Source organism: Brachybacterium sp. GCM10030268, from assembly GCF_042666305.1.
Taxonomy (GTDB): domain Bacteria; phylum Actinomycetota; class Actinomycetes; order Actinomycetales; family Dermabacteraceae; genus Brachybacterium.
In genome coordinates, this window is the sequence record NZ_JBHTCW010000009.1 from 34526 (window position 1) to 52222 (window position 17697).

The following is a 17697-nucleotide window of genomic DNA, read 5'->3' on the forward strand; positions in this document are numbered from 1 at the left end:
CCTGTCGGCCCCGGGGCCTAATCTGGTGGGCATGCCCGTCCGCCGTCTGCACCTCGTCGTCGACGAGGACCTGGGTCCCGCCCTGTGGGTGCGCGAGCAGACCGGGCCCGGCCGCTCGAAGGCGCTCGAGGATCTCTCCGGGCTGCGCGATGAGGCCCCGGCCGACCTCTCCGACGCCCTGGCGGAGGCCCCCGACCGGCTGCGGCACCGGATACGCATCCTCGGCCGCGACGGCCATCGCCGGGTCCCCGCGCTGCCGCTGGCCGGCCCGTCCCTGACCGCCCTGGTCGGTGCAGTGACCGGGCTGCTGAGCGGACGCTTCGGGGACGAGCTCGTCGACCGCCTCAGCGCGCTGATCGGCGAGGGTGCCGCTGCGAGGCTCGACGAGAACCTGGTCGCCATGCCCGATCTGATCGCCGCGGCGCTGCTGGATCTGCAGGCGCGCCGCCTCGTCGCCGAGCGCCAGCTCCGGGTCCGCGCCGCCGAGCGGTTCGGCCGGCCCGTGCTGGAATGGCGCGCCCCCGAGCGGGAGGCGTCGCCGATGCTGCACGCCCTGGTCGACGGGCACGCGCGGGCGGCCTTCGCCGCGCACGTCCAGGCGCTCGAGCACCCGCCGCACCCCCACGCCTCGGATGCCGATGACCGCTTCGGGGTGCTGGCGGCCCTCGCGGCCGACGGCGACCTCGAGGCCGACCTGCCGGCCCGGCGCCGGATCACCGCGGCCTTCGATGCCTTCGTCGAGTCGGGGCGGCCGGGCGTGAGGCTCCGCTCGAGCGACAGCGACGTGGTGGTGCGCCTGTTCGAGCCGCCCGTCGGCACGGCCTGGCCGCTGGAGACCTGCCTGCGCGAGGCCGACGGCACCGTGCATCCCGTCGCCGACCTCCGAGCCGTCGGCGACCTCACCACGTCCGGGGCCGCCGAGGCCTCCGCCGCCGTGATGCGCGAGGCCCCGACGGTGCGGGACGCGGCGGTGGACGAGACCGGCGTGGGCTGGCTGCTGACCACCGCCCAGGCCGGGGCCTTCCTCGCCCACGACACCCCGGCGCTCGAGGACGCGGGGATCACCGTGCTGCTGCCGCGGGACTGGACGAAGCAGCGCACCACCGTGCGCCCCCAGGCGGATGAGGACGCGGCAGCCGAGGGTGAGCGCAAGGCCTCCGGCGTCGGCCTGGACGCCATGGCCACGTTCCGCTGGCGCGTGGCCGTCGGCGAGACCGAGCTGACCGAGGCGGAGATGGAGGAGATTAGAGAGGCCCAGTCGGAGCTGGTCCAGCTGCGCGGGAAGTGGGTGCGGCTGGATCCCACCACGCTCCGCGCGGCCGAGCGCTTCCTGGACGCCTTCACGGCCGGCACCCGCGATCGGCGCCGGCAGAACCGGGAGGACGGCACGCCCCCGAGCGCCGGCGCAGCCCAGCGGGCACCTGCCGCAGGCCCCGCCGGGACTCCGCCGACCCTGCCGCCGCCCCCCGCGGACGACCCGTCGGCCCCCGCCGAGATCTCCGGGCAGGCGCCGTGGATGGAGATCTTCTCCATGCTGCTCTCGCCCGAGGCGGCCGACGTCGACTTCGGCGTGCAGGCGCTCGTGGCCGGCGGCCGCGAGGGTCTGGCACGGCTCCTGCCCGGCGGCAGCGGCGCCTATCCCCACCCTGCGCCGCGGACCCTGGATGCCACCCTGCGGCCCTACCAGCTCGACGGGCTGAACTGGCTGTGGGCGCTGGACCGACTCGGTCTCGGCGGGATCCTCGCCGACGACATGGGCCTGGGCAAGACGATGCAGGTCCTGGCGCTGCTGTGCCGGGAGCGGGAAGGGACCGGCCCCCTGCGGCCCGACGACGCACCCTCGGCCCCCGACACCGCCCCGGCGCCTGCGGCGGGCACCGTGGGCCCGACGCTGCTGGTGTGCCCGATGTCCGTCGTCGGCGCCTGGCAGCGGGAGGCGGCGACCTTCGCCCCGCACCTGTCCGTCCACGTCCACCACGGCGGGACCCGGGTGCGCGATGAGTCCTTCGTCGCCGGCGCCGCGGACCTCGACCTGGTCATCACCACCTACTCGCTGCTGGCCCGCGACCAGCCGGTGCTCTCGGCCGTTCCCTGGCACCGCATCGTGTTCGACGAGGCGCAGCACGTGAAGACCCCGGGCACGCAGGTCACCCGCGCCGCCCGCGCGCTGCAGGCCCCGCACCGCCTGGCCATGACCGGCACCCCCGTCGAGAACAAGCTGGCCGACCTGCACTCGCTGATGGAGGTCGCCAACCCCGGCCTGCTCGGCACCGCCACCAGCTTCCGCGACCGCATCGCCAAGCCCATCGAGGAGGAGGGCGACGAGGCGGCCCTGCGCCGGCTGAAGTTCGTCACCTCCCCCTTCATCATGCGCCGCGTGAAGACGGACCGCTCGATCATCAAGGACCTGCCGGACAAGAGCGAGCTGACCCGGGTGGTGAACCTGACGCCCGAGCAGGCCGGGCTGTACCAGGCACTGGTCGACGAGCTCCTGGACCAGCTGCGCGACGCCGACGAGAAGACCCGCCGCACCCTGGTGGTCTCGACCATCACCCGGCTCAAACAGGTCTGCAACCATCCGGCCCACTACCTCGGGGACGGCTCGCCCCTGCTGCGCGAGGGGCAGCACCGCTCCGGGAAGCTCGAGCTGGTCGACGACGTGCTGGAGACGGCCTTCGCCGACGGGGAGAAGGTGCTGCTGTTCACGCAGTTCACCACCTTCGGCCACCTGCTGGTCCCGTACTGGCAGGAGCGCTTCGCCCACCTGGGCCTGGACGTGCCCTTCCTCCACGGCGGGGTCTCCAAACGCGACCGCGACGACATGGTCTCCGAGTTCCAGGCCCACCGCGACCGTCCCGGCCTGATGCTGCTCAGCCTCCGCGCCGGCGGCACCGGGCTCACCCTCACCGCCGCCAACCACGTCGTCCACCTCGACCGCTGGTGGAACCCGGCCGTGGAGAACCAGGCCACCGACCGTGCCTTCCGCATCGGCCAGCGTCGCGACGTCAGCGTGCACAAACTGGTCAGCGCCGGCACGGTCGAGGAGAAGATCGACACGGTCCTGACCGACAAGCAGACCCTGGCCGACCTCACCATCAGTCCCGGGGAGGACTGGCTGGCCTCCCTCGACGACGACACCCTGGCCGACATGCTCTCGCTCAGCGGGGACGAGCTCGGGACGGCCGACGGGACCGACGGAGGCGACGGGACCGACCTGGCCGACGGAGCCGAGCGACCGTGAGGACCCCGCGATGAGCATCAGACTGACCTCGCGCCGCGGCGCGATCGGCAGGAACTGGCACGCCGCCGCCCTGCGCGACGCGGCCGAGACGATCCTCGGCGTGGGCCGTGCCGGCAGCGGCAAGGCGGACGCCCGTGCCGGCCGCGTGCAGTGGCTGGACATCGAGACCGGCATCGCCCGCGGCGACGTCCTCGACGCCGACGGCCACCTCTACCAGGCACGCGTGGACCTCCCTCCGTTCAGCCCCGCGGACCGGGAAGCCTTCGTGCAGGTCGCCCGCACCCACCCGGACCTGCCGACGCGCCTAGCAGGTGGCGAGTACCCCCAGGACCTGGAGGCGGAGCTCGCCCACAGTGAGGTGTCCCTGCTGCCCCGCGGCGCCTCCGAGCTCTCCCACGACTGCTCCTGCCTGGACTGGCCGGGACCCTGCCGTCACGTCGCGGCACTGGTCTATGTGCTGGTCGAGGAGGTCGACGAGCGGCCCGTGCAGCTGCTGACCCTGCGCGGCCTCGCCCTCGAGGACCTGGTCCCCCCGGCCGGCGGGCGGAGCCCCGCGGCGGCGGGGCCGACGGTTCCTGCGCGCCCCGAGGACCCGAGCGGTCCCGGTCCGGCGAGCGGGCCGGAGGACCCGAGCACGCCGGAGAACGGGGACGGTCCCGCCGCGCGCGGTGGCTTCGACCCGGCCCGCATGGACCCGGCGCTGCTGTCCGAGGTGATCGGCGAGGCGCCGGCGGCGGCCATCGCCTCGTTCTACCGTGCCGGCGCCGCCCCGAGCGACCAGCCCTCGGCCATAGAGTGAGGATCATGCCTGCCACCTTCCTCGCCTCCGCCTCCGCTGCTGCCACCCCGTCCGTCGCCTCCGCGGCCGACATCGTCCCGGAGCACGTCAGCGCAGAGATCGCCGCCCTGTTCGACGAGGCCGTCGCCCGGCACCGCACCGCCGGGGTCACCTGGGCGCTCATCGGCGGGCACGGCCACAGCCGGGCCGTGCTGGCTCACGGCGCGGCCGGGCACCGGGAGCTCGCCGAGGGCCACCCCGCGCCCGGCTCTGCGCCCATGGACCGCGGCACCATCTCCCGGATCGCGTCGATGACCAAGTCGTTCACCGCCGCGACCGTGCTCGCGCTGCGGGACGAGGGACGACTGCGCCTGGACGATCCCGTCGCCCAGTACGTCCCCGAGGCCGACGGGGCCTTCGAGACCGGTCCCGACGACCCCGAGGTCACCGTGGGCCACCTGCTGACGATGAGCGCGGGCCTGGTCACCGACAATCCGTGGGGCGACCGCCAGGAGGCCCTGACCCGCGAGGAGTTCGCAGAGATCCTGCGGGCCGGCCTCGGTCACGTCCACCGCCCCGGCACCGGGTTCGAATACTCCAACACCGGGTACGCACTGCTGGGCCGCGTGATCGACGAGGTCACCGGCTCGGACTACACCACCGAGATCCGCCGCCGCTTCCTCGACCCCCTGGGCCTCGCCGACACCGCCTTCGAGGCCGCCTCGATCGACACGGGACGCCTGGCCACCGGGCACCGGGTCGGCGACCGCAGCGACGCCACCCGCTTCGAGCCCGTGCCGCTGGACTCCCCCGGCGTGTACGGCGCGATGGCCGGCCTGTTCTCCACGGTCGACGACGTGGCGACCTGGGTGCGCTTCCTGGCCGCGGCCGACGCCCCGGGCGAGGCCACCCCGGCCGGGGAGCCGGCCGCACCCCCGCTCTCGGCCGCCTCCCGCCGCGAGATGCAGCAGCTCCAGCGCCACCAGCCGCTGGCGCCCCTGCCCGCCGGGGAGGATGGACGCTCCCCCGGTTTCGACCGGGTGCGCGGCTACGGGCTCGGCCTCGTCGTCGAGCAGTTCCCCGACCTCGGTGAGGTCATCTCCCACTCCGGCGGCTACCCCGGCTACGGCTCGTTCATGGTGTGGCACCGCGCCTCCGGCGTCGGCGTCGTGGCGCTGGCCAACAGCAAGTACGCCCCGGCCACGCCGTTGTCGATGCAGGCCCTGCGCCTGCTGCAGCGCGAGCTCCCGGAGCTGCTCGCCCCGCCGCGGAAGACCGCCTCGCGCCAGACCCTCCGGGCGGCCGCCGCCGCGGTGGACTGGCTGCGCACCGGCGACCCCGCTGCCGCGGACGCGGCAGATACGAAGGAGACAGAGCATACGGCGGATATCTGGTTCGCCGGGAACATGGACCTCGACAGCACCCGCGCCGAGCGCCGCCGGCGCCTGGAGGCGGCCCTGGCCGCAGCCGGCCTGGACCACAGCGCCCTGGAGCTGCTGCGACCGGACAACGCCACGGTGCTCAGCCGTGCCCAGCTGCGCTGGACTCTGCGCGGCGCCTACGACGGTGCGCCCTCGGTGCGGATCGATCTGCTGACCGATCCGCGACGCGAGGCCCTCGTGCAGTCGCTCGACGTCACCACGGTCGCCGCCGGCTGAGAGCGGCCGGCCGGCCGCGCCTCAGGTGAAGACGTACCCGTCGCCGTCGTCGGCCTGCGTGCAGGAGAGGTAGGCGCCGTCGGCCGTCATGGCGATGACGCCTTCGTCCTCGGCGAGGCACTCCTGGCCGGGTTCGACCTCGGCGAAGGCGGAGTCGATGTCGCTGACCGGGGCGGCGGCACCACCGTCGGGACGGAAGACCACCACCAGCGTGACCGCCACGATGACCCCGAGGATCACCGCCGCGGCGACGCCGAGGCCGACCGCGAGCAGGGTGCTGCGGTTGGTGCCGCCGGGCCCGGTGGCCGTGCCCGTGGCCGTGGTGGTCCCGGTGGCCGTGCGCGCCGGGGAGGAGACGGTGCCCTGGCGAGTGCTCTGTGGTGCCCCCTGCGGCCCGTGTCCGGGCGGCGTGTGCTGCTGGGCTCCGCGCTGCGGCTGCGGTCCGCGCTGCGACTGGGGCGGGGTGCCGTGAGCGCCCGCTCCCCGCGGTCCGGTCTGCGGGGACGCCGAGCCGGAGGAGAAGCCCTGCTGGACCCGGCCGGCGCGGATCGCCTCCATGGAGGAGGCCGCGACCTGCGGGGCGGGTCGCTCGGGCCGGGCGGCACCGGGCGCGTTCTCGGGCAGGGGCTCCAGGGTGTCCTGGAACTCGAGCGGGGTGCCGTCGGCGTGCGTGAGCGGATAGCCGCGGGGCACGCGCGGGAGGTCGCGGCGCACGGCGTCGGCGCTGGTATAGCGCTCCTCCGGCTGCGCGGCGACCAGTCTGCGGATCACGGCGGACAGCTTCGGCGTGACCCCGCGCAGGTACTGGGAGAGCTCGTCGGGCCGGAAGGCGCCGTCGTGCAGCTTGATCGGGCCGTTCAGCGCGACCAGGGCGACCACGCCCGCGGCGTACAGATCGTGCGACGGGGCGGGCTCGGCCATCGAGAACAGCTCCGGGGCCATGTAGCCGGGGGTGCCGTTGACCATGCCCACGTGGGTGAAGCGCACGTCGCTCTCATGCACGGCGATCCCGAAGTCCGCCAGACGCGAGATGGGGAAGGCGCGACCGCGCGGCTCGAACATGATGTTGGCGGGCTTCACGTCGCGGTGGATCCAGCCCTCGGCGTGCACATGGGAGAGGCCGTCCAGCAGCTGGTCCAGGATGACCGCCACGGCGGGCTCGGCGAGCTTGCCCTTCTTCTTGACCACCGACTCGAGGGTGCCGCCCGAGACCAGCGGCATCGCGATGACCACATGCTCGTCCTCGGCGCCCCAGCCGTACGGGGTCAGCAGATGGGGGTGGTCGAAGGTGACGCCCTTCTCGCGCACGAAGCGCATGAGGTCGGCCGAGTCGCGCTGGCGCAGCACCTTGGCCGCGCACAGCTCCTGGGTCTTCGAATCCCAGGCGCGCCAGACGGACCCCGAACCGCCCTTGGCGATCAGGTCGATCAGCGCGAAGCGCCCGACAATCACATCAGCCATAACCCGCTCAGCATAACGGCCGCCCGAATGCGGACGTTATGCTGGCCACCTTCAGCGACCGGAGGGGAATGACGTGGGCCTGGCAGCACCGCTCGAGGATGACCCGATCTGGGACCCGGTCGCCTTCTCCTGGCCCCTGATCGGAATTCTTCTGGCCATCACCGTGCTGCTGACCATCGGTTTCGTCGTGTGGACGGTTCTGCAGCCCGACGAACCCGATCATGACACCAGCGGACTCGTCGACAAGGCCACCCGCCGCGACCGGGAGCAGGCGCGCACCATCCATCGCCGGCTCGATGCGGACTCCGGTCGCGCGGACACCTCCGAACCCGAGCTCAGGTGACCTTCCCACAGGAGCCCGTGCGGCGCCGCGACCTCACCCGTCTGCTCGCCATTCCCGGGGCGGCGCTGGCGACCCAGGCCACCGCGTGCAGCGGCCCCTCCCCGGTACCCACCTCGAGCGACATCGCCCGGGACCCGCTGGCCGAGCTCGACCCCGAGAACTGGGACGCCCGCACCGCGGAGGAGGTCCTGGCCCTGCCGGTCCACACGCCTGACCCGGCACCGTCGCAGTGGGACGAGCTCGGCACCGACGACGCCGCGCTCGATCCAGCCCGAGCAGCTCTGGTCGACTTCGTCCGGGAGGCGTACCTCTCCCCCTCCGCGCTGCGCGGACTGGACGACGACGCCGCACTGGAGCACATCATCACCGCCACGCCCGAGTACTGGGTCGAGGATCTGGAGACGGCGTGGAACGACGGCGGGCGCCACTTCTACGCGTTCTCGCCCGCTGAGCGGTACCGCACCGTCGGCCGGCCGGCGATCGCCGCCGACTGGTTCCGCGGGGAACGGGAGGACCTGCCCGTGCTGATGCTGGGCAGCACCGTGGCCTGGACCGTCCTGGACACCGACAGCCATGCCGTCGGCGTGATCGCCTACCGGCTCGGGATCGTCGCGACCATCGAGTCGGACGGCTCGGCGAGCGAGGCGACGCTCCGCGTGACGGTGCACGGCCTGGACGGCTGCGCCACCACGGACGAGGGCGGCCTGCCGGTCCCGGCGCTCGCCGACAGCGAGGAGCATCAGGCGGCCCAGAAGGCCACGATGGACAATGTCATCGCCTCCCCGCGCATCCCTCGGGACGCTCTGCTGGACGACCACTCCGCGCTCTTCGAGGGCCGCAGCTCCACCAACGTCGTCTGCGAGTGAGGGGCCGGGCGCCGAAGCACGCGCGGCAGCGTCCGCACACGCTGTTCACCTGGACGTGGCCGCACGCTCACCCCCGCCTTGCGCCCCGGAAAGGCGCCGGCCGTACGGTTGCGCGAACATCGATCCAGCGCATCACCCGCGCCGCTGTCCGACTCACGCCACGTCGACCCAGCAGCGCACCGACCGCACGGAGGGGAGGAGGCCCATGCCCGCCGGCCGCACCCTCGTCCTCGCCGTGGACGGCCTCGACGAGCACGACATCGGCGCCCTCACCGACGGGACGGGACCGATCGCCGCTGCGACGCCGCTGCGGATCCGCCCGGGCGGCCCCTCGGAACCTGCGCCCGCCCTGACGAGCCTGGTGACCGGGGCGTCGGTCGCCCACACCGGGGTGGCCACGCAGGCGCCCTTCCGACCGGACCGCCCCGATCGCCGCTCCATCTGGTACGCCGAGGCGGTCACCGCTCCCACGCTGCTGGAGACCGCGCAGGAGCTCGGTCTCGTCACGGCCGCCCTGCAGTGGCCCGCGACCGCCGGCGCCTCCCTCGACCTCTGCCTGCCGCTGGTCGAGGACCTGGGCCGTTTCCGCAACCGGTGGGAGATGACCGAGCAGACCAGCTCCCCGCGGATGGTCGCCGAGCATCTCCGGGCACGCCGCGAGGCCGGTGTGCAGCTCTCCCAGGTGCCCCCGGACGAGCTGGTCGCCGAGATCGCCGCCGAGTGCTGCCACGGCGGCCGTCTCGATCTGCTGGCCGCGCGCCTGACCGGGCTGGGGATCGAGCGCCGCTCCTCGGGACTGGAGACGCCGGCGACTGCTCGTGCGCTGGTGGACACCGTCGATGCCATCGCCCGGATCGTGGACGCCTTCGCGCCCGATGAGGACGACCGCATGGTGCTGGTCCCGGGTCGTCCGCTGGTGCCGACGGCACTGCTGGTCCATCCCAACGCGGTCCTGGCCGCTCAGGGGCTGGCCGAGACCGAGGGCACGCAGCTGGCGGGTTTCCGTGCCCTGGTGTGGCCCGACGGCCCGCGGGGCGTGCTGCACGTGCGCCGCGAGGAGGGACCCGTGGTGCGGGACGCCGCGATCGGCGCCCTCCGCGAGATCAGCGAACACACCCGGCTGCAGCTGAGAGAGGTCGACGACGGGGTGGGGGCCACCACGGAGACCGACGTCATCGCCGTGCTCGAGGGCACCCCGGGCACGGTGTTCGGGCTCTCGGCGACCCACCGCCCGCTGGTCGAGGGCGATGATCCCTATTACGCGGGCCCGCGGGCGGTCTCCGACCCGTCGGCACCGGTGACGGCCCTGGCCGCGGGGCCGGGGCTGCCGTCCTCTCCCGCGGCCGGCTCCTGGGCGGATCTCGGCGTGACCCTCGCGAGAGCACTCGGAGCCCCGCTTCCGGGCGCGACCGCGCACGGCATGTGCCCCGCCTGAGGACCGGACCCCAGTTCTCCGCGGCGCCTGCCCGAGCCGTCGTCGGGCCTCAGCGCACCCTGGGCACCCGGGCACGCGTCCAGCCGCGCACCGCCTCGAGCGCACGGCGCAGCGGGCCGGGCGGAGGACCGGCCAGCCGGTCGCGCAGCTCTTCGAGCGCGGGCGCGTGGTGGACGATGTGATGCGCGCCGTCGTGCAGTGCGGGGTGGGCGCTGCGCGTCGTCAGCTCCCCGGCGGAGACCTCGACCGCGAAGGCCACCCGCACCTGGTGGGCGCCGTCGCCGTCCAGGACGACCTCGAGGCTGTCGACGGCGACGGCGAGATCCGCGGCGATGTCGGCGCGCAGCCGCTCGATCGCCGTGTCCAGGCGGGCGGAGGTGGGCTCGTCCCCGCGCACGGAGGCAGTCAGCGGGATCGAGACCAGATTCCCGCCGACGTCGGTGATCGCGTCGATGACCTCGTGGATCCCACTCTCGCGCCCCTGCTCGCGCACGGTCACCTGCTGGACGACGATGCGCAGGGTGCCCTCGGAGCTGTGCGGCGTCACCAGATCTCGGATCATGGCGACGGCTCTCGAGCTGCCGTCCCAGGTCACATGGTCATCTACCAAGTGGTCGCCTCGCGTCATGGGCACCAGGCTAGCGCGTACCTCAGGTGGCGGCGGGGTGCCTCAGGCAGGCGTGGGCGGCCTCGATCTGCGAGCGGCGTCCGCTCTGGGCGGCGGGGCCGTCGCCGTGGATGGCCGGGTCGTGGCCGGCGCCGGGGATCTCGAGGTAGGTCGCGGTGCCGCCGGCGTCGGTGATCGCGGCGTGCAGACGCCGTGAGTCCTCGACCAGGTAATCCTCGGCGCCGGTGACCAGGTGGACCGGCGGCAGTGCGCCGAGCTCTCCGTGCAGCGGGCTGATGCGCGGGTCCTCCGGGGGCACGCCGCGGGCGTACAGCCGGACGGCGGTGCGCAGGTCCGCAGCGTGCTCGTCGTCCTGTCCGTCCTCAGCACCCTCCGTGCCCGCGGGCCGGCGAGCGGCGGGAGTGAGGTCCGCCCACGGGGATTCCAGCAGCAGCAGAGCCGGGGCATCCGCGCCGGCGTGGATCAGCGACTGGGCGGCGGCGAGTGCGAGCCCGCCCCCGGCGCTGTCGCCCGAGAGCGCCCAGCGGCCCGGACGCAGCAGGGACTCCCGTCCCATCGCGTCGATCGCGCCGAGAACGTCGTCGAGAGCGGCCGGGAAGGGGTACCGCGGAGGCAACCGGAAGTGCACCATCGCGGTGGCCGCGCCGGCACGCCGGCCGACCTCCTCCAGCAAGCCCCAGTGGTTCGGGCTCTCGCCGTACAGGTGGCCGCCGCCGTGCAGGTGCACGATGGTCGAGGCCGCGGCACGGTCGGCGTCGATCCAGGTCACGGGCACGCCCTGGTGCTTGCGCCGCTGGACCCGGGCAGGGGCCGCGACGGCGCGCGGAGGCAGGGTGGGCCGCTGGGAGGCGAGGATGCGCAGCGCACGGACGATGCTCATGGGAGGCATCCTGTCACGAAAACGGCGGATGCTCAGGTTCTGACCGGCGCTGATCCGCTGCGCTCGGGCAGCTCTCAGGCGGAGATCTCGTCGTCGACCATCCGGGGCCGGGCGGCGCGGTGGCCGACCACGCCCAGCAGCACGCCGCTGGCAGCCATCATCGCCAGCAGCGCGGGGATCGAGCCGGTGGCATCGAGCAGCGCACCCGCGATGATCGGCCCGATCGCGGCGAGGATGTAGCCGTAGGGCTGGACCATGCCGGACAGCCGCGCGGTCACCAGCGGGGACCGGCTGCGCAGGGGGATCAGGGTCAGCACCGTCGGGAAGGCGAAACCGCCCACCCCCAGCACGCAGGCCCACAGCAGCGGGCTCACGGTCGGCGCCAGCCACAGCCCGAGATAACCGATCGCGGTCAGCGCGCCGAAGCCGGCCGCGATCCACGGCAGGTGCCGGGAGCGGTCGACCACCACGGGCATCACCAGGCCGCCGACGACGCCCCACGCCAGGACCACCGCCATGATCACGCCCGCTCTCATCGGGGAGATCCCGGCCGATGTCAGCACCTGCGGCAGGAACCCGAACTGGGTGTAGACGTTCGTGGACTGCAGGCCGAACATGACGGTCAGGGCGATGGCCGTCGGCGAGCGCAACAGGGAACCGCGCAGCTCGCCCGCCGGTGACGGCGGCGGGAAGTCGTGACCGGTGCGGACCAGGACGAGCACCCAGATCACCACGGGCACCGCGGCGAGCATGCCCCAGAACTGCAGGGACTCGCGCCAGCCCTCGGCGCCGGGACCGGCCAGCGGCACGGACAGACCCGCTCCGGCCGCGCCGCCGAGCGCGAGCATCATGCTGTACAGCGTCAGCAGCGTCACCGTGCGCGCGGCCCCGTGCTGCTTGATCCACGCGGGCACCACCACGTTGCCCAGCGCCGGGCCCACCAGGGCCAGCAGCGACAGGATCAGGAACAGGGCGAAGGCATCGACCGTCGGCCGCAGCAGCAGGCCGAGGGTGGCCAGCACGAAGGAGGCCATGACCGTTCCGGTCAGGCCCAGCACGCGCGAGATGGGCACGGCGAGGGCTCCGAAGACGCCGAAGGCGAGGCAGGGCAGCGCGGTCAGCAGCCCGGAGGCGGTCGCGCCCTGGTCGTAGGCGGCCTCGACGTCGCCCATCAGGGGTCCCAGCGAGCTGGCGCCGGGCCGGAGGTTCAGCGCGACCAGGCTCACCGCGAGGACGGCGAGCAGGCCGCCGACGGCGGTGGCGCGCGTGGCGCGGGCCGAAGCCGGGCCGTCGGGCGCGGGCGAGAGGGATCCGGTGCTCTGCGGGGAGGCTCCGGCGGAGGTCGTCGAGGAGGTGGGGGCGGGATCCGACGGGGTGGTGCTCACCGCACCGTCCTACAGGTTCGGGCCCGGCCGCGGCCAGCACGTGATCCGGAGATCACGCCGGGGCCCTACTCTGGTGCGCGGCCCGATCGCCCCGTCGGCCGCTCCCTCGCCCAGGACCCGCAAGGACAGCTCCATGACGCCCGACCCCGCCTCCGCTCCCGGCTTCGGCTCGGCCTCCGCCACCGCGGCCCCCGCCTCTCCTCGCCGGCATCCCGTCGACCAGGTCCCCGCGCCCGGCCGCCTCGCCGTGCTCTCCGTCCAGCACGTGCTGGCCTTCTACGCCGGCGCGGTGATCGTGCCGCTGCTGATCGCCTCCGGGCTGGGCCTGACGGCCGAGCAGACCATCCACCTCATCAACGCCGACCTGTTCACCTGCGGCATCGCGACGCTGATCCAGTCGGTGGGCTTCTGGAAGATCGGGGTGCGCCTGCCGATCATCCAGGGCGTGACGACCACGGCGGTCAGCCCCATCATCGCGATCGGCCTGGCCGCGACCGGTGGGGAGGGCGGCGCCGAGGGGCTGCCGATGATCTACGGGTCGATCATCGTCGCGGGCCTGTTCACCTTCCTGGCCGCGCCGTACTTCGCGAAGATCCTGCGGTTCTTTTCGCCGGTGGTGATCGGCACCGTGCTGACCACGATGGGCATCACCCTGCTCGGCGTCTCCGCCGGGGACATCACCAACCAGGCCGACGGGGTCCCCGCCACCCGCGACGTGCTCTACGCCCTGGGCACCCTGGCGATCATCGTGCTGGTCCAACGCTTCTTCCGCGGCTTCCTGGGCACCATCGCGGTGCTGCTGGGCCTGGTGATCGGCACCGCGGTCGCACTGCTGCTGGGCGACACCTCCTTCAGCGGCGTCACCGAGGCCTCCGCCTTCGGCGTCACCACGCCCTTCTACTTCGGCGTCCCCACCTTCTCGCTGACCGCGATCCTCTCGATGATCATCGTCATGCTCATCACCATGGTCGAGACCACCGGGGACGTGTTCGCCGCCGGGGAGATCGTCGGCAAGCGGATCCGCCCGCGCAGCATCAGCGCGGCGCTGCGGGCAGACGGCGCCTCGACCCTGCTGGGCGGGATCCTGAACTCCTTCCCCTACACCTGCTTCGCCCAGAACATCGGCCTGGTGCGGCTGACCCGCGTGAAGTCCCGCTGGGTGGTCGCCGGGGCAGGCGTGCTCATGATCGTCCTGGGCGTGCTGCCGAAGGCCGGCGCCGTGGTCGAGGCGATCCCGGCCCCCGTGCTCGGCGGGGCGTCGCTGGCGCTGTTCGCCTCGGTGGCCCTGGTCGGCATCCAGACCCTGTCGAAAGTCGACCTCACCGACAACCGCAACTCGGTCATCGTCGGCACCTCCCTGGGCCTGGCGATGCTGGTCAGCTTCAAGCCCGACGTGGCCGCCGTGTTCCCCACCTGGGCGCAGACCTTCGTCTCCTCCGGCGTGAGCGTCGGCGCGATCACCGCGATCATGCTGAACCTACTGTTCTTCCACCTCGGGCCCCAGCACGGCTCGAACGTCGCCACCACCGCCGCCGGCGAGCGGATCGGGATCGACGACGTCAACGACATGGACCGCGAGGCGTTCGTGGCCACGTTCGCCTCGCTGTTCAACGGCGCGACCTGGCCGCTGGAGCGGGCCTGGGAGTCCCGCCCCTTCGCCGATGCCCCGGCGCTGCGCGCCGCCCTCGAGGACGCCGTGCTGACGGCCGGCCGCGAAGAGCAGGACGCCCTGGTGGCCGCCTACCCGGACATGGCCACGCTGGTCACGGCCGACGAGGAGGAGGCCGGCGCCATCAGTCAGGACGTCGGCTCCTTCGCCCTGGAGAACCTCTCCGACGGGGACGTCGAGGAGGTCCGCGAGCTCTCGGCCCGCTACGAGGAGCGGTTCGGTCTGCCGTTCGTGGCGTTCCTGGGCCGCACCGACTCGTTCCGCCAGATCATCGAGGACGGCGTGCGCCGCCTGGACCATTCGCGCGAGCAGGAGCGCCGCGTCGCCCTGACGGAGGTCGTCGAGATCGCCGGGGACCGTTTCGGCATCATGGTCGCCGACGCCAACCCTGTCGGCACCGCCTGGGCCCGGAAGTTCGACTCGCTGCAGTGAGCTGGAGCGGGCCGCGCTCGGACGGGGCCGCGCCCGCACGGGGCGGTGGTCGCCTCAGGGGCGGCGCCAGTCGTCGCCCTGCAGGTGGGAGCCGGCCATCGGCCCCATGGTGAGCATCCCGCCGTCGACCACCCAGGACTGGCCCGTGACATAGCCGGCGTCGGGTCCGGCGAGGAAGGCCACGGTGGCCGCGATCTCCCGGGCGTCGCCCGGGCGGGAGACGGGGATGCCGGGGCGGTGCTTGTCCTCGAGCACGCTCTCGTCCTCCTGTCCGGTCATCTCCGTGGCGATCTCCCCGGGGGCGACCGCATTGACCGTGATGCCGTGCTCGGCCAGCTCGAGCGCGGCCACCTTGACCAGCAGGCCGAGCCCGCCCTTGGCCGCGCAGTACGGGCCCGCGCCCACGCGCGGGGCGTGCTCGTGCACGGAGGTGATGGCGATGATCCGGCCGCCGCTGCCGGCCTCGACCATGCGGCGGGCGGCGGCCTGGAGGCAGCTGAACGCCCCGTCGAGGTCGACGGCGACGACGTGGCGCCAGGTCTCCAGATCCATGTTCAGCAGCAGCTGCGAGGTGCCGGTGCCGGAGCTCATGACCAGGGTGTCCACCCCGCCCATGGTCGTCGCCAGGTCATCGACGACCGCGGCTCCGGCGGCGGGGTCGGAGAGGTCCAGACGGCGCACGTGGGCCAGGGCCCCGGCGGCCTCGACCTCCCGAGCGGTGCCCTGGGCGCCCTCCTCGTCCTGGTGCCAGGTGATGCCGACCTGACGATCCGGGCCGGCCAGGGCCACCGCGGTGGCCCGGCCGATGCCGGAGTCCGATCCGGTGACGATGGCGCGGCGCGGCTCGAAGGCGGCGGAGCCGCCCGTCGGCGCCGGGGTCGCGCTCATCGCGAAACCAGCTTGAAGAAGGTGCTGTCCTCGCCGTCGGCCTGCTCCTGCTGATACAGGAAGGCGAGGTTCTGCTGGTCGAACTTCGCGAACCAGTCGTCCCAGCTGACGTGCTCCAGCTGCTCCTCACCGGTCCCGCCGGGGAAGTCGATGCGCAGCACGCCGACGTCACCGGAGTCGCCGGTGCCCTTGACCCCGGCCGGGGTGCCGTCGTGCTGCTCGACCCACCGGCGGATCTCGCCGTGGTCGGTGGTGGTGATGCTCTGCGATGCCATGGGTCTCCTCCTCGAGGGTGGTTCGTGGTGCAGGGGGAAGGTGCGCTTCGGACGGGTCGGAGTCGGACGGGTCAGAGAGGCTTCAGCGGATCGTGGCCGATCGACATCAGCCCGCGCCGCCAGCCGTCGTCGCCCGCAGTGGGTTCGGGATCCTCTCCGCGCTGGGTGCGGATGGTCTCGACGGTGCGTCGCATGATGTCCGCGTCCTCGCCGGTGAGGTCGGTGCGACGCTTGCCGAGCACATCCAGCACGCCGCGCGAGAGCGGCCGGCCGGCCTGGTCGGGGAACGTCTCCGTGCTCTCGCCGGCGCCTTCCGTGGCGAGCCACTCGCGCAGCTCCGCGGAGGTCATGTTCACCAGGCTGTGGAACTCCTGCCACAGCTCCTCGTCGACGACGGATTCGGCCATGTCCGATCGCCTCCTCGTCTGCTCGCCCTGTGGTGCACACCACGGTCGTCCGCGCGGCAGGGAGCGTCAAGATCGACGGGCGAACCTCGACCGGGTGGTCCGCGACATCGCCGTCCGGATCGGGCCCCGGAGCCATCACCAGGGCCATCGACGCGTCCGGCGGACGGCGCTAGCGTGGGCGATGCACGCCCTCACGCACGTGATGGCGACGTCTGATGGAGGAGAAGACATGCCGAACACGATCATCAGCACGGCGAGCACCACCTGGCAGGGGGACCTGCCCTCCGGCAACGGCACCACCACCCTCGAGACCTCGCAGCTGGGCAGCTTCCCGGTGAACTGGAAGGCCCGCGCCGAGGAGAGCGGGCAGGGCACCACCTCGCCCGAGGAGCTCATCGGCGCCGCTCACGCGACCTGCTTCGCGATGGCGCTGACCAACGGCCTCGGCGAGAACGGGACCCCGCCCACCACGGTCGAGACCTCCGCGGCGGTCTCCTTCAACGTCGGCGAGGGCGGCATCCTCGGCATCGAGCTGACGGTCACCGCCGAGGTGCCCGGCCTCGAGGACGCCGACTTCCAGCGCCTCGCCGAGGACGCGAAGAAGAACTGCCCCGTCTCCCAGGCGCTCTCCGGCGTCGACATCACGCTGACCGCGAAGCTGGCCTGACCGCGATCCCGGCCTGACCGAGAACCCGGCCTGACCGAGACGCCGGCCGCAGCCCGCTCATCCCCCGGTCTCCTCATGCAGGAGGGATCGGGGGATGCTGTCGGCTCCGCGGACGTCCTGGACCAGACGCCGGTCGATGGACTCGCCGCGGCGCACGATCGTCAGGGCCCCGCGAGGCTCGAGAATCACCAGGTCCGCGTCCTGGACGCAGTGGAGACCTGCCCGGCGCAGCAGGGTCAGCAGCTGCTCCTCCTGGACGCCGAGATGCCGCAGCCGCCACGGCAGCACGTGGCCGTGGATCATCACCACGCTCGCCTGCGGGCCGTGCAGCGCGAAGGTGCGCGCCAGCCCGCTGCGCAGCCGCCCCAGGGTGAACTCGAGCAAGAGCAGGGTCGCGACCGCGACCAGGCCCCCGGCCAGCGTCGGCGACTCCCCCAGCATGGCGCGGGCGAGCAGTGCGCCCAGCAGCGCCATCACCGAGAAGCTCAGCACCGAGGGGTTGGCCGTCAGCCGCTGGCCCCCGATCTGCAGGATCAGCGCATAGAGCACGTACAGCACGGCGGTGGAGATCAGCACACCGAGCAGTCCGGAGCCGGTGATGCCGACCTGGGTCCACAGCTGGTGAAGGAATTCCATCCCTCCAGTCTCTACCCGATGCCGCCCGCCGGGGCGGCATGGCACGAT

16 protein-coding genes are annotated in these 17697 nt (G+C 73.3%); 8 read left to right on the forward strand and 8 right to left on the reverse strand.

Features of this window, described 5'->3' with window-relative positions:
• The first annotated feature begins 31 nt into the window (after positions 1-31).
• The 3 genes from ACFQRD_RS12620 to ACFQRD_RS12630 are packed head-to-tail and all read left to right on the forward strand — an operon-like array spanning position 32 to position 5677.
• Positions 32-3241: a DEAD/DEAH box helicase gene (locus ACFQRD_RS12620; protein WP_377804433.1), complete on the forward strand. Its 3210-nt coding sequence runs from the start codon at positions 32-34 to the stop codon at positions 3239-3241.
• Positions 3242-3251: 10 nt separating this feature from the next.
• Complete coding sequence (locus ACFQRD_RS12625; protein ID WP_377804435.1) at positions 3252-4040, forward strand: SWIM zinc finger family protein; 789 nt, start codon at positions 3252-3254, stop codon at positions 4038-4040.
• Positions 4041-4045: 5 nt separating this feature from the next.
• Positions 4046-5677: a serine hydrolase domain-containing protein gene (locus tag ACFQRD_RS12630; protein WP_377804437.1), complete on the forward strand. Its 1632-nt coding sequence runs from the start codon at positions 4046-4048 to the stop codon at positions 5675-5677.
• A gap of 21 nt (positions 5678-5698) precedes the next feature.
• On the opposite strand, the gene ACFQRD_RS12635 is transcribed toward ACFQRD_RS12630, so the two are convergent.
• Positions 5699-7138, reverse strand: a complete 1440-nt coding sequence (locus ACFQRD_RS12635; protein WP_377792590.1) for a serine/threonine protein kinase — start codon at positions 7136-7138, stop codon at positions 5699-5701.
• A 73-nt stretch (positions 7139-7211) separates the two neighbouring features.
• Between ACFQRD_RS12635 and ACFQRD_RS12640 the strand changes: the two genes are divergently transcribed.
• The 3 genes from ACFQRD_RS12640 (at position 7212) to ACFQRD_RS12650 (ending at position 9782) form a co-directional block, all read left to right on the forward strand.
• Positions 7212-7481 (forward strand): hypothetical protein, encoded by a 270-nt coding sequence (locus tag ACFQRD_RS12640; protein WP_377018773.1) that lies wholly within the window; start codon positions 7212-7214, stop codon positions 7479-7481.
• Positions 7478-8347 carry a hypothetical protein gene (locus tag ACFQRD_RS12645; protein ID WP_377018772.1) on the forward strand — a complete coding sequence of 290 codons (870 nt, stop codon included), beginning with the start codon at positions 7478-7480 and terminating at the stop codon, positions 8345-8347. The genes ACFQRD_RS12640 and ACFQRD_RS12645 overlap by 4 nt, the downstream gene beginning before the upstream one ends.
• Positions 8348-8552: 205 nt before the next feature.
• Positions 8553-9782, forward strand: a complete 1230-nt coding sequence (locus ACFQRD_RS12650) for an alkaline phosphatase family protein (protein WP_377804439.1) — start codon at positions 8553-8555, stop codon at positions 9780-9782.
• Between the two features lie 49 nt (positions 9783-9831).
• On the opposite strand, the gene ACFQRD_RS12655 is transcribed toward ACFQRD_RS12650, so the two are convergent.
• The 3 genes from ACFQRD_RS12655 to ACFQRD_RS12665 all read right to left on the reverse strand — a co-directional run bounded on the left by ACFQRD_RS12655 (position 9832) and on the right by ACFQRD_RS12665 (position 12675).
• Positions 9832-10410 carry a hypothetical protein gene (locus tag ACFQRD_RS12655; RefSeq protein ID WP_377804441.1) on the reverse strand — a complete coding sequence of 193 codons (579 nt, stop codon included), beginning with the start codon at positions 10408-10410 and terminating at the stop codon, positions 9832-9834.
• 22 nt (positions 10411-10432) lie between these two features.
• Positions 10433-11290 carry an alpha/beta hydrolase fold domain-containing protein gene (locus ACFQRD_RS12660; RefSeq protein WP_377804443.1) on the reverse strand — a complete coding sequence of 286 codons (858 nt, stop codon included), beginning with the start codon at positions 11288-11290 and terminating at the stop codon, positions 10433-10435.
• 74 nt (positions 11291-11364) lie between these two features.
• Positions 11365-12675 carry an MFS transporter gene (locus tag ACFQRD_RS12665; protein ID WP_377804445.1) on the reverse strand — a complete coding sequence of 437 codons (1311 nt, stop codon included), beginning with the start codon at positions 12673-12675 and terminating at the stop codon, positions 11365-11367.
• A 133-nt stretch (positions 12676-12808) separates the two neighbouring features.
• Here ACFQRD_RS12665 and ACFQRD_RS12670 point away from each other — a divergent pair, with 133 nt between their 5' ends.
• Positions 12809-14776, forward strand: coding sequence for a solute carrier family 23 protein (locus ACFQRD_RS12670; RefSeq protein ID WP_377804446.1), 1968 nt, complete (start codon positions 12809-12811; stop codon positions 14774-14776).
• 54 nt (positions 14777-14830) lie between these two features.
• Here the strand turns inward: ACFQRD_RS12670 and ACFQRD_RS12675 are convergent, their stop codons facing one another.
• The 3 genes from ACFQRD_RS12675 to ACFQRD_RS12685 all read right to left on the reverse strand — a co-directional run bounded on the left by ACFQRD_RS12675 (position 14831) and on the right by ACFQRD_RS12685 (position 16346).
• Complete coding sequence (locus ACFQRD_RS12675; protein WP_377018766.1) at positions 14831-15664, reverse strand: SDR family oxidoreductase; 834 nt, start codon at positions 15662-15664, stop codon at positions 14831-14833.
• Positions 15661-15939 (reverse strand): hypothetical protein, encoded by a 279-nt coding sequence (locus ACFQRD_RS12680; protein WP_377018765.1) that lies wholly within the window; start codon positions 15937-15939, stop codon positions 15661-15663. The genes ACFQRD_RS12675 and ACFQRD_RS12680 overlap by 4 nt, the downstream gene beginning before the upstream one ends.
• 71 nt (positions 15940-16010) lie before the next feature.
• Complete coding sequence (locus tag ACFQRD_RS12685; RefSeq protein ID WP_377018764.1) at positions 16011-16346, reverse strand: DUF3140 domain-containing protein; 336 nt, start codon at positions 16344-16346, stop codon at positions 16011-16013.
• A 229-nt stretch (positions 16347-16575) separates the two neighbouring features.
• Between ACFQRD_RS12685 and ACFQRD_RS12690 the strand changes: the two genes are divergently transcribed.
• Complete coding sequence (locus ACFQRD_RS12690) at positions 16576-17013, forward strand: OsmC family peroxiredoxin (protein WP_377018763.1); 438 nt, start codon at positions 16576-16578, stop codon at positions 17011-17013.
• A gap of 57 nt (positions 17014-17070) precedes the next feature.
• On the opposite strand, the gene ACFQRD_RS12695 is transcribed toward ACFQRD_RS12690, so the two are convergent.
• Positions 17071-17649 (reverse strand): YetF domain-containing protein, encoded by a 579-nt coding sequence (locus ACFQRD_RS12695; protein WP_377018761.1) that lies wholly within the window; start codon positions 17647-17649, stop codon positions 17071-17073.
• Between the last annotated feature and the right edge of the window lie 48 nt (positions 17650-17697).

What these genes read in the sequence shown, in the direction of transcription:
- ACFQRD_RS12675 (WP_377018766.1), bottom strand. Translation starts at nt 15,664, where the DNA reads ATGAGCGCGACCCCGGCGCCGACGGGCGGCTCCGCCGCCTTCGAGCCG.
- ACFQRD_RS12620 (WP_377804433.1), top strand. Translation starts at nt 32, where the DNA reads ATGCCCGTCCGCCGTCTGCACCTCGTCGTCGACGAGGACCTGGGTCCC.
- ACFQRD_RS12690 (WP_377018763.1), top strand. Translation starts at nt 16,576, where the DNA reads ATGCCGAACACGATCATCAGCACGGCGAGCACCACCTGGCAGGGGGAC.
- ACFQRD_RS12655 (WP_377804441.1), bottom strand. Translation starts at nt 10,410, where the DNA reads ATGACGCGAGGCGACCACTTGGTAGATGACCATGTGACCTGGGACGGC.
- ACFQRD_RS12650 (WP_377804439.1), top strand. Translation starts at nt 8,553, where the DNA reads ATGCCCGCCGGCCGCACCCTCGTCCTCGCCGTGGACGGCCTCGACGAG.
- ACFQRD_RS12670 (WP_377804446.1), top strand. Translation starts at nt 12,809, where the DNA reads ATGACGCCCGACCCCGCCTCCGCTCCCGGCTTCGGCTCGGCCTCCGCC.
- ACFQRD_RS12685 (WP_377018764.1), bottom strand. Translation starts at nt 16,346, where the DNA reads ATGGCCGAATCCGTCGTCGACGAGGAGCTGTGGCAGGAGTTCCACAGC.
- ACFQRD_RS12630 (WP_377804437.1), top strand. Translation starts at nt 4,046, where the DNA reads ATGCCTGCCACCTTCCTCGCCTCCGCCTCCGCTGCTGCCACCCCGTCC.
- ACFQRD_RS12680 (WP_377018765.1), bottom strand. Translation starts at nt 15,939, where the DNA reads ATGGCATCGCAGAGCATCACCACCACCGACCACGGCGAGATCCGCCGG.
- ACFQRD_RS12625 (WP_377804435.1), top strand. Translation starts at nt 3,252, where the DNA reads ATGAGCATCAGACTGACCTCGCGCCGCGGCGCGATCGGCAGGAACTGG.
- ACFQRD_RS12660 (WP_377804443.1), bottom strand. Translation starts at nt 11,290, where the DNA reads ATGAGCATCGTCCGTGCGCTGCGCATCCTCGCCTCCCAGCGGCCCACC.
- ACFQRD_RS12695 (WP_377018761.1), bottom strand. Translation starts at nt 17,649, where the DNA reads ATGGAATTCCTTCACCAGCTGTGGACCCAGGTCGGCATCACCGGCTCC.
- ACFQRD_RS12635 (WP_377792590.1), bottom strand. Translation starts at nt 7,138, where the DNA reads ATGGCTGATGTGATTGTCGGGCGCTTCGCGCTGATCGACCTGATCGCC.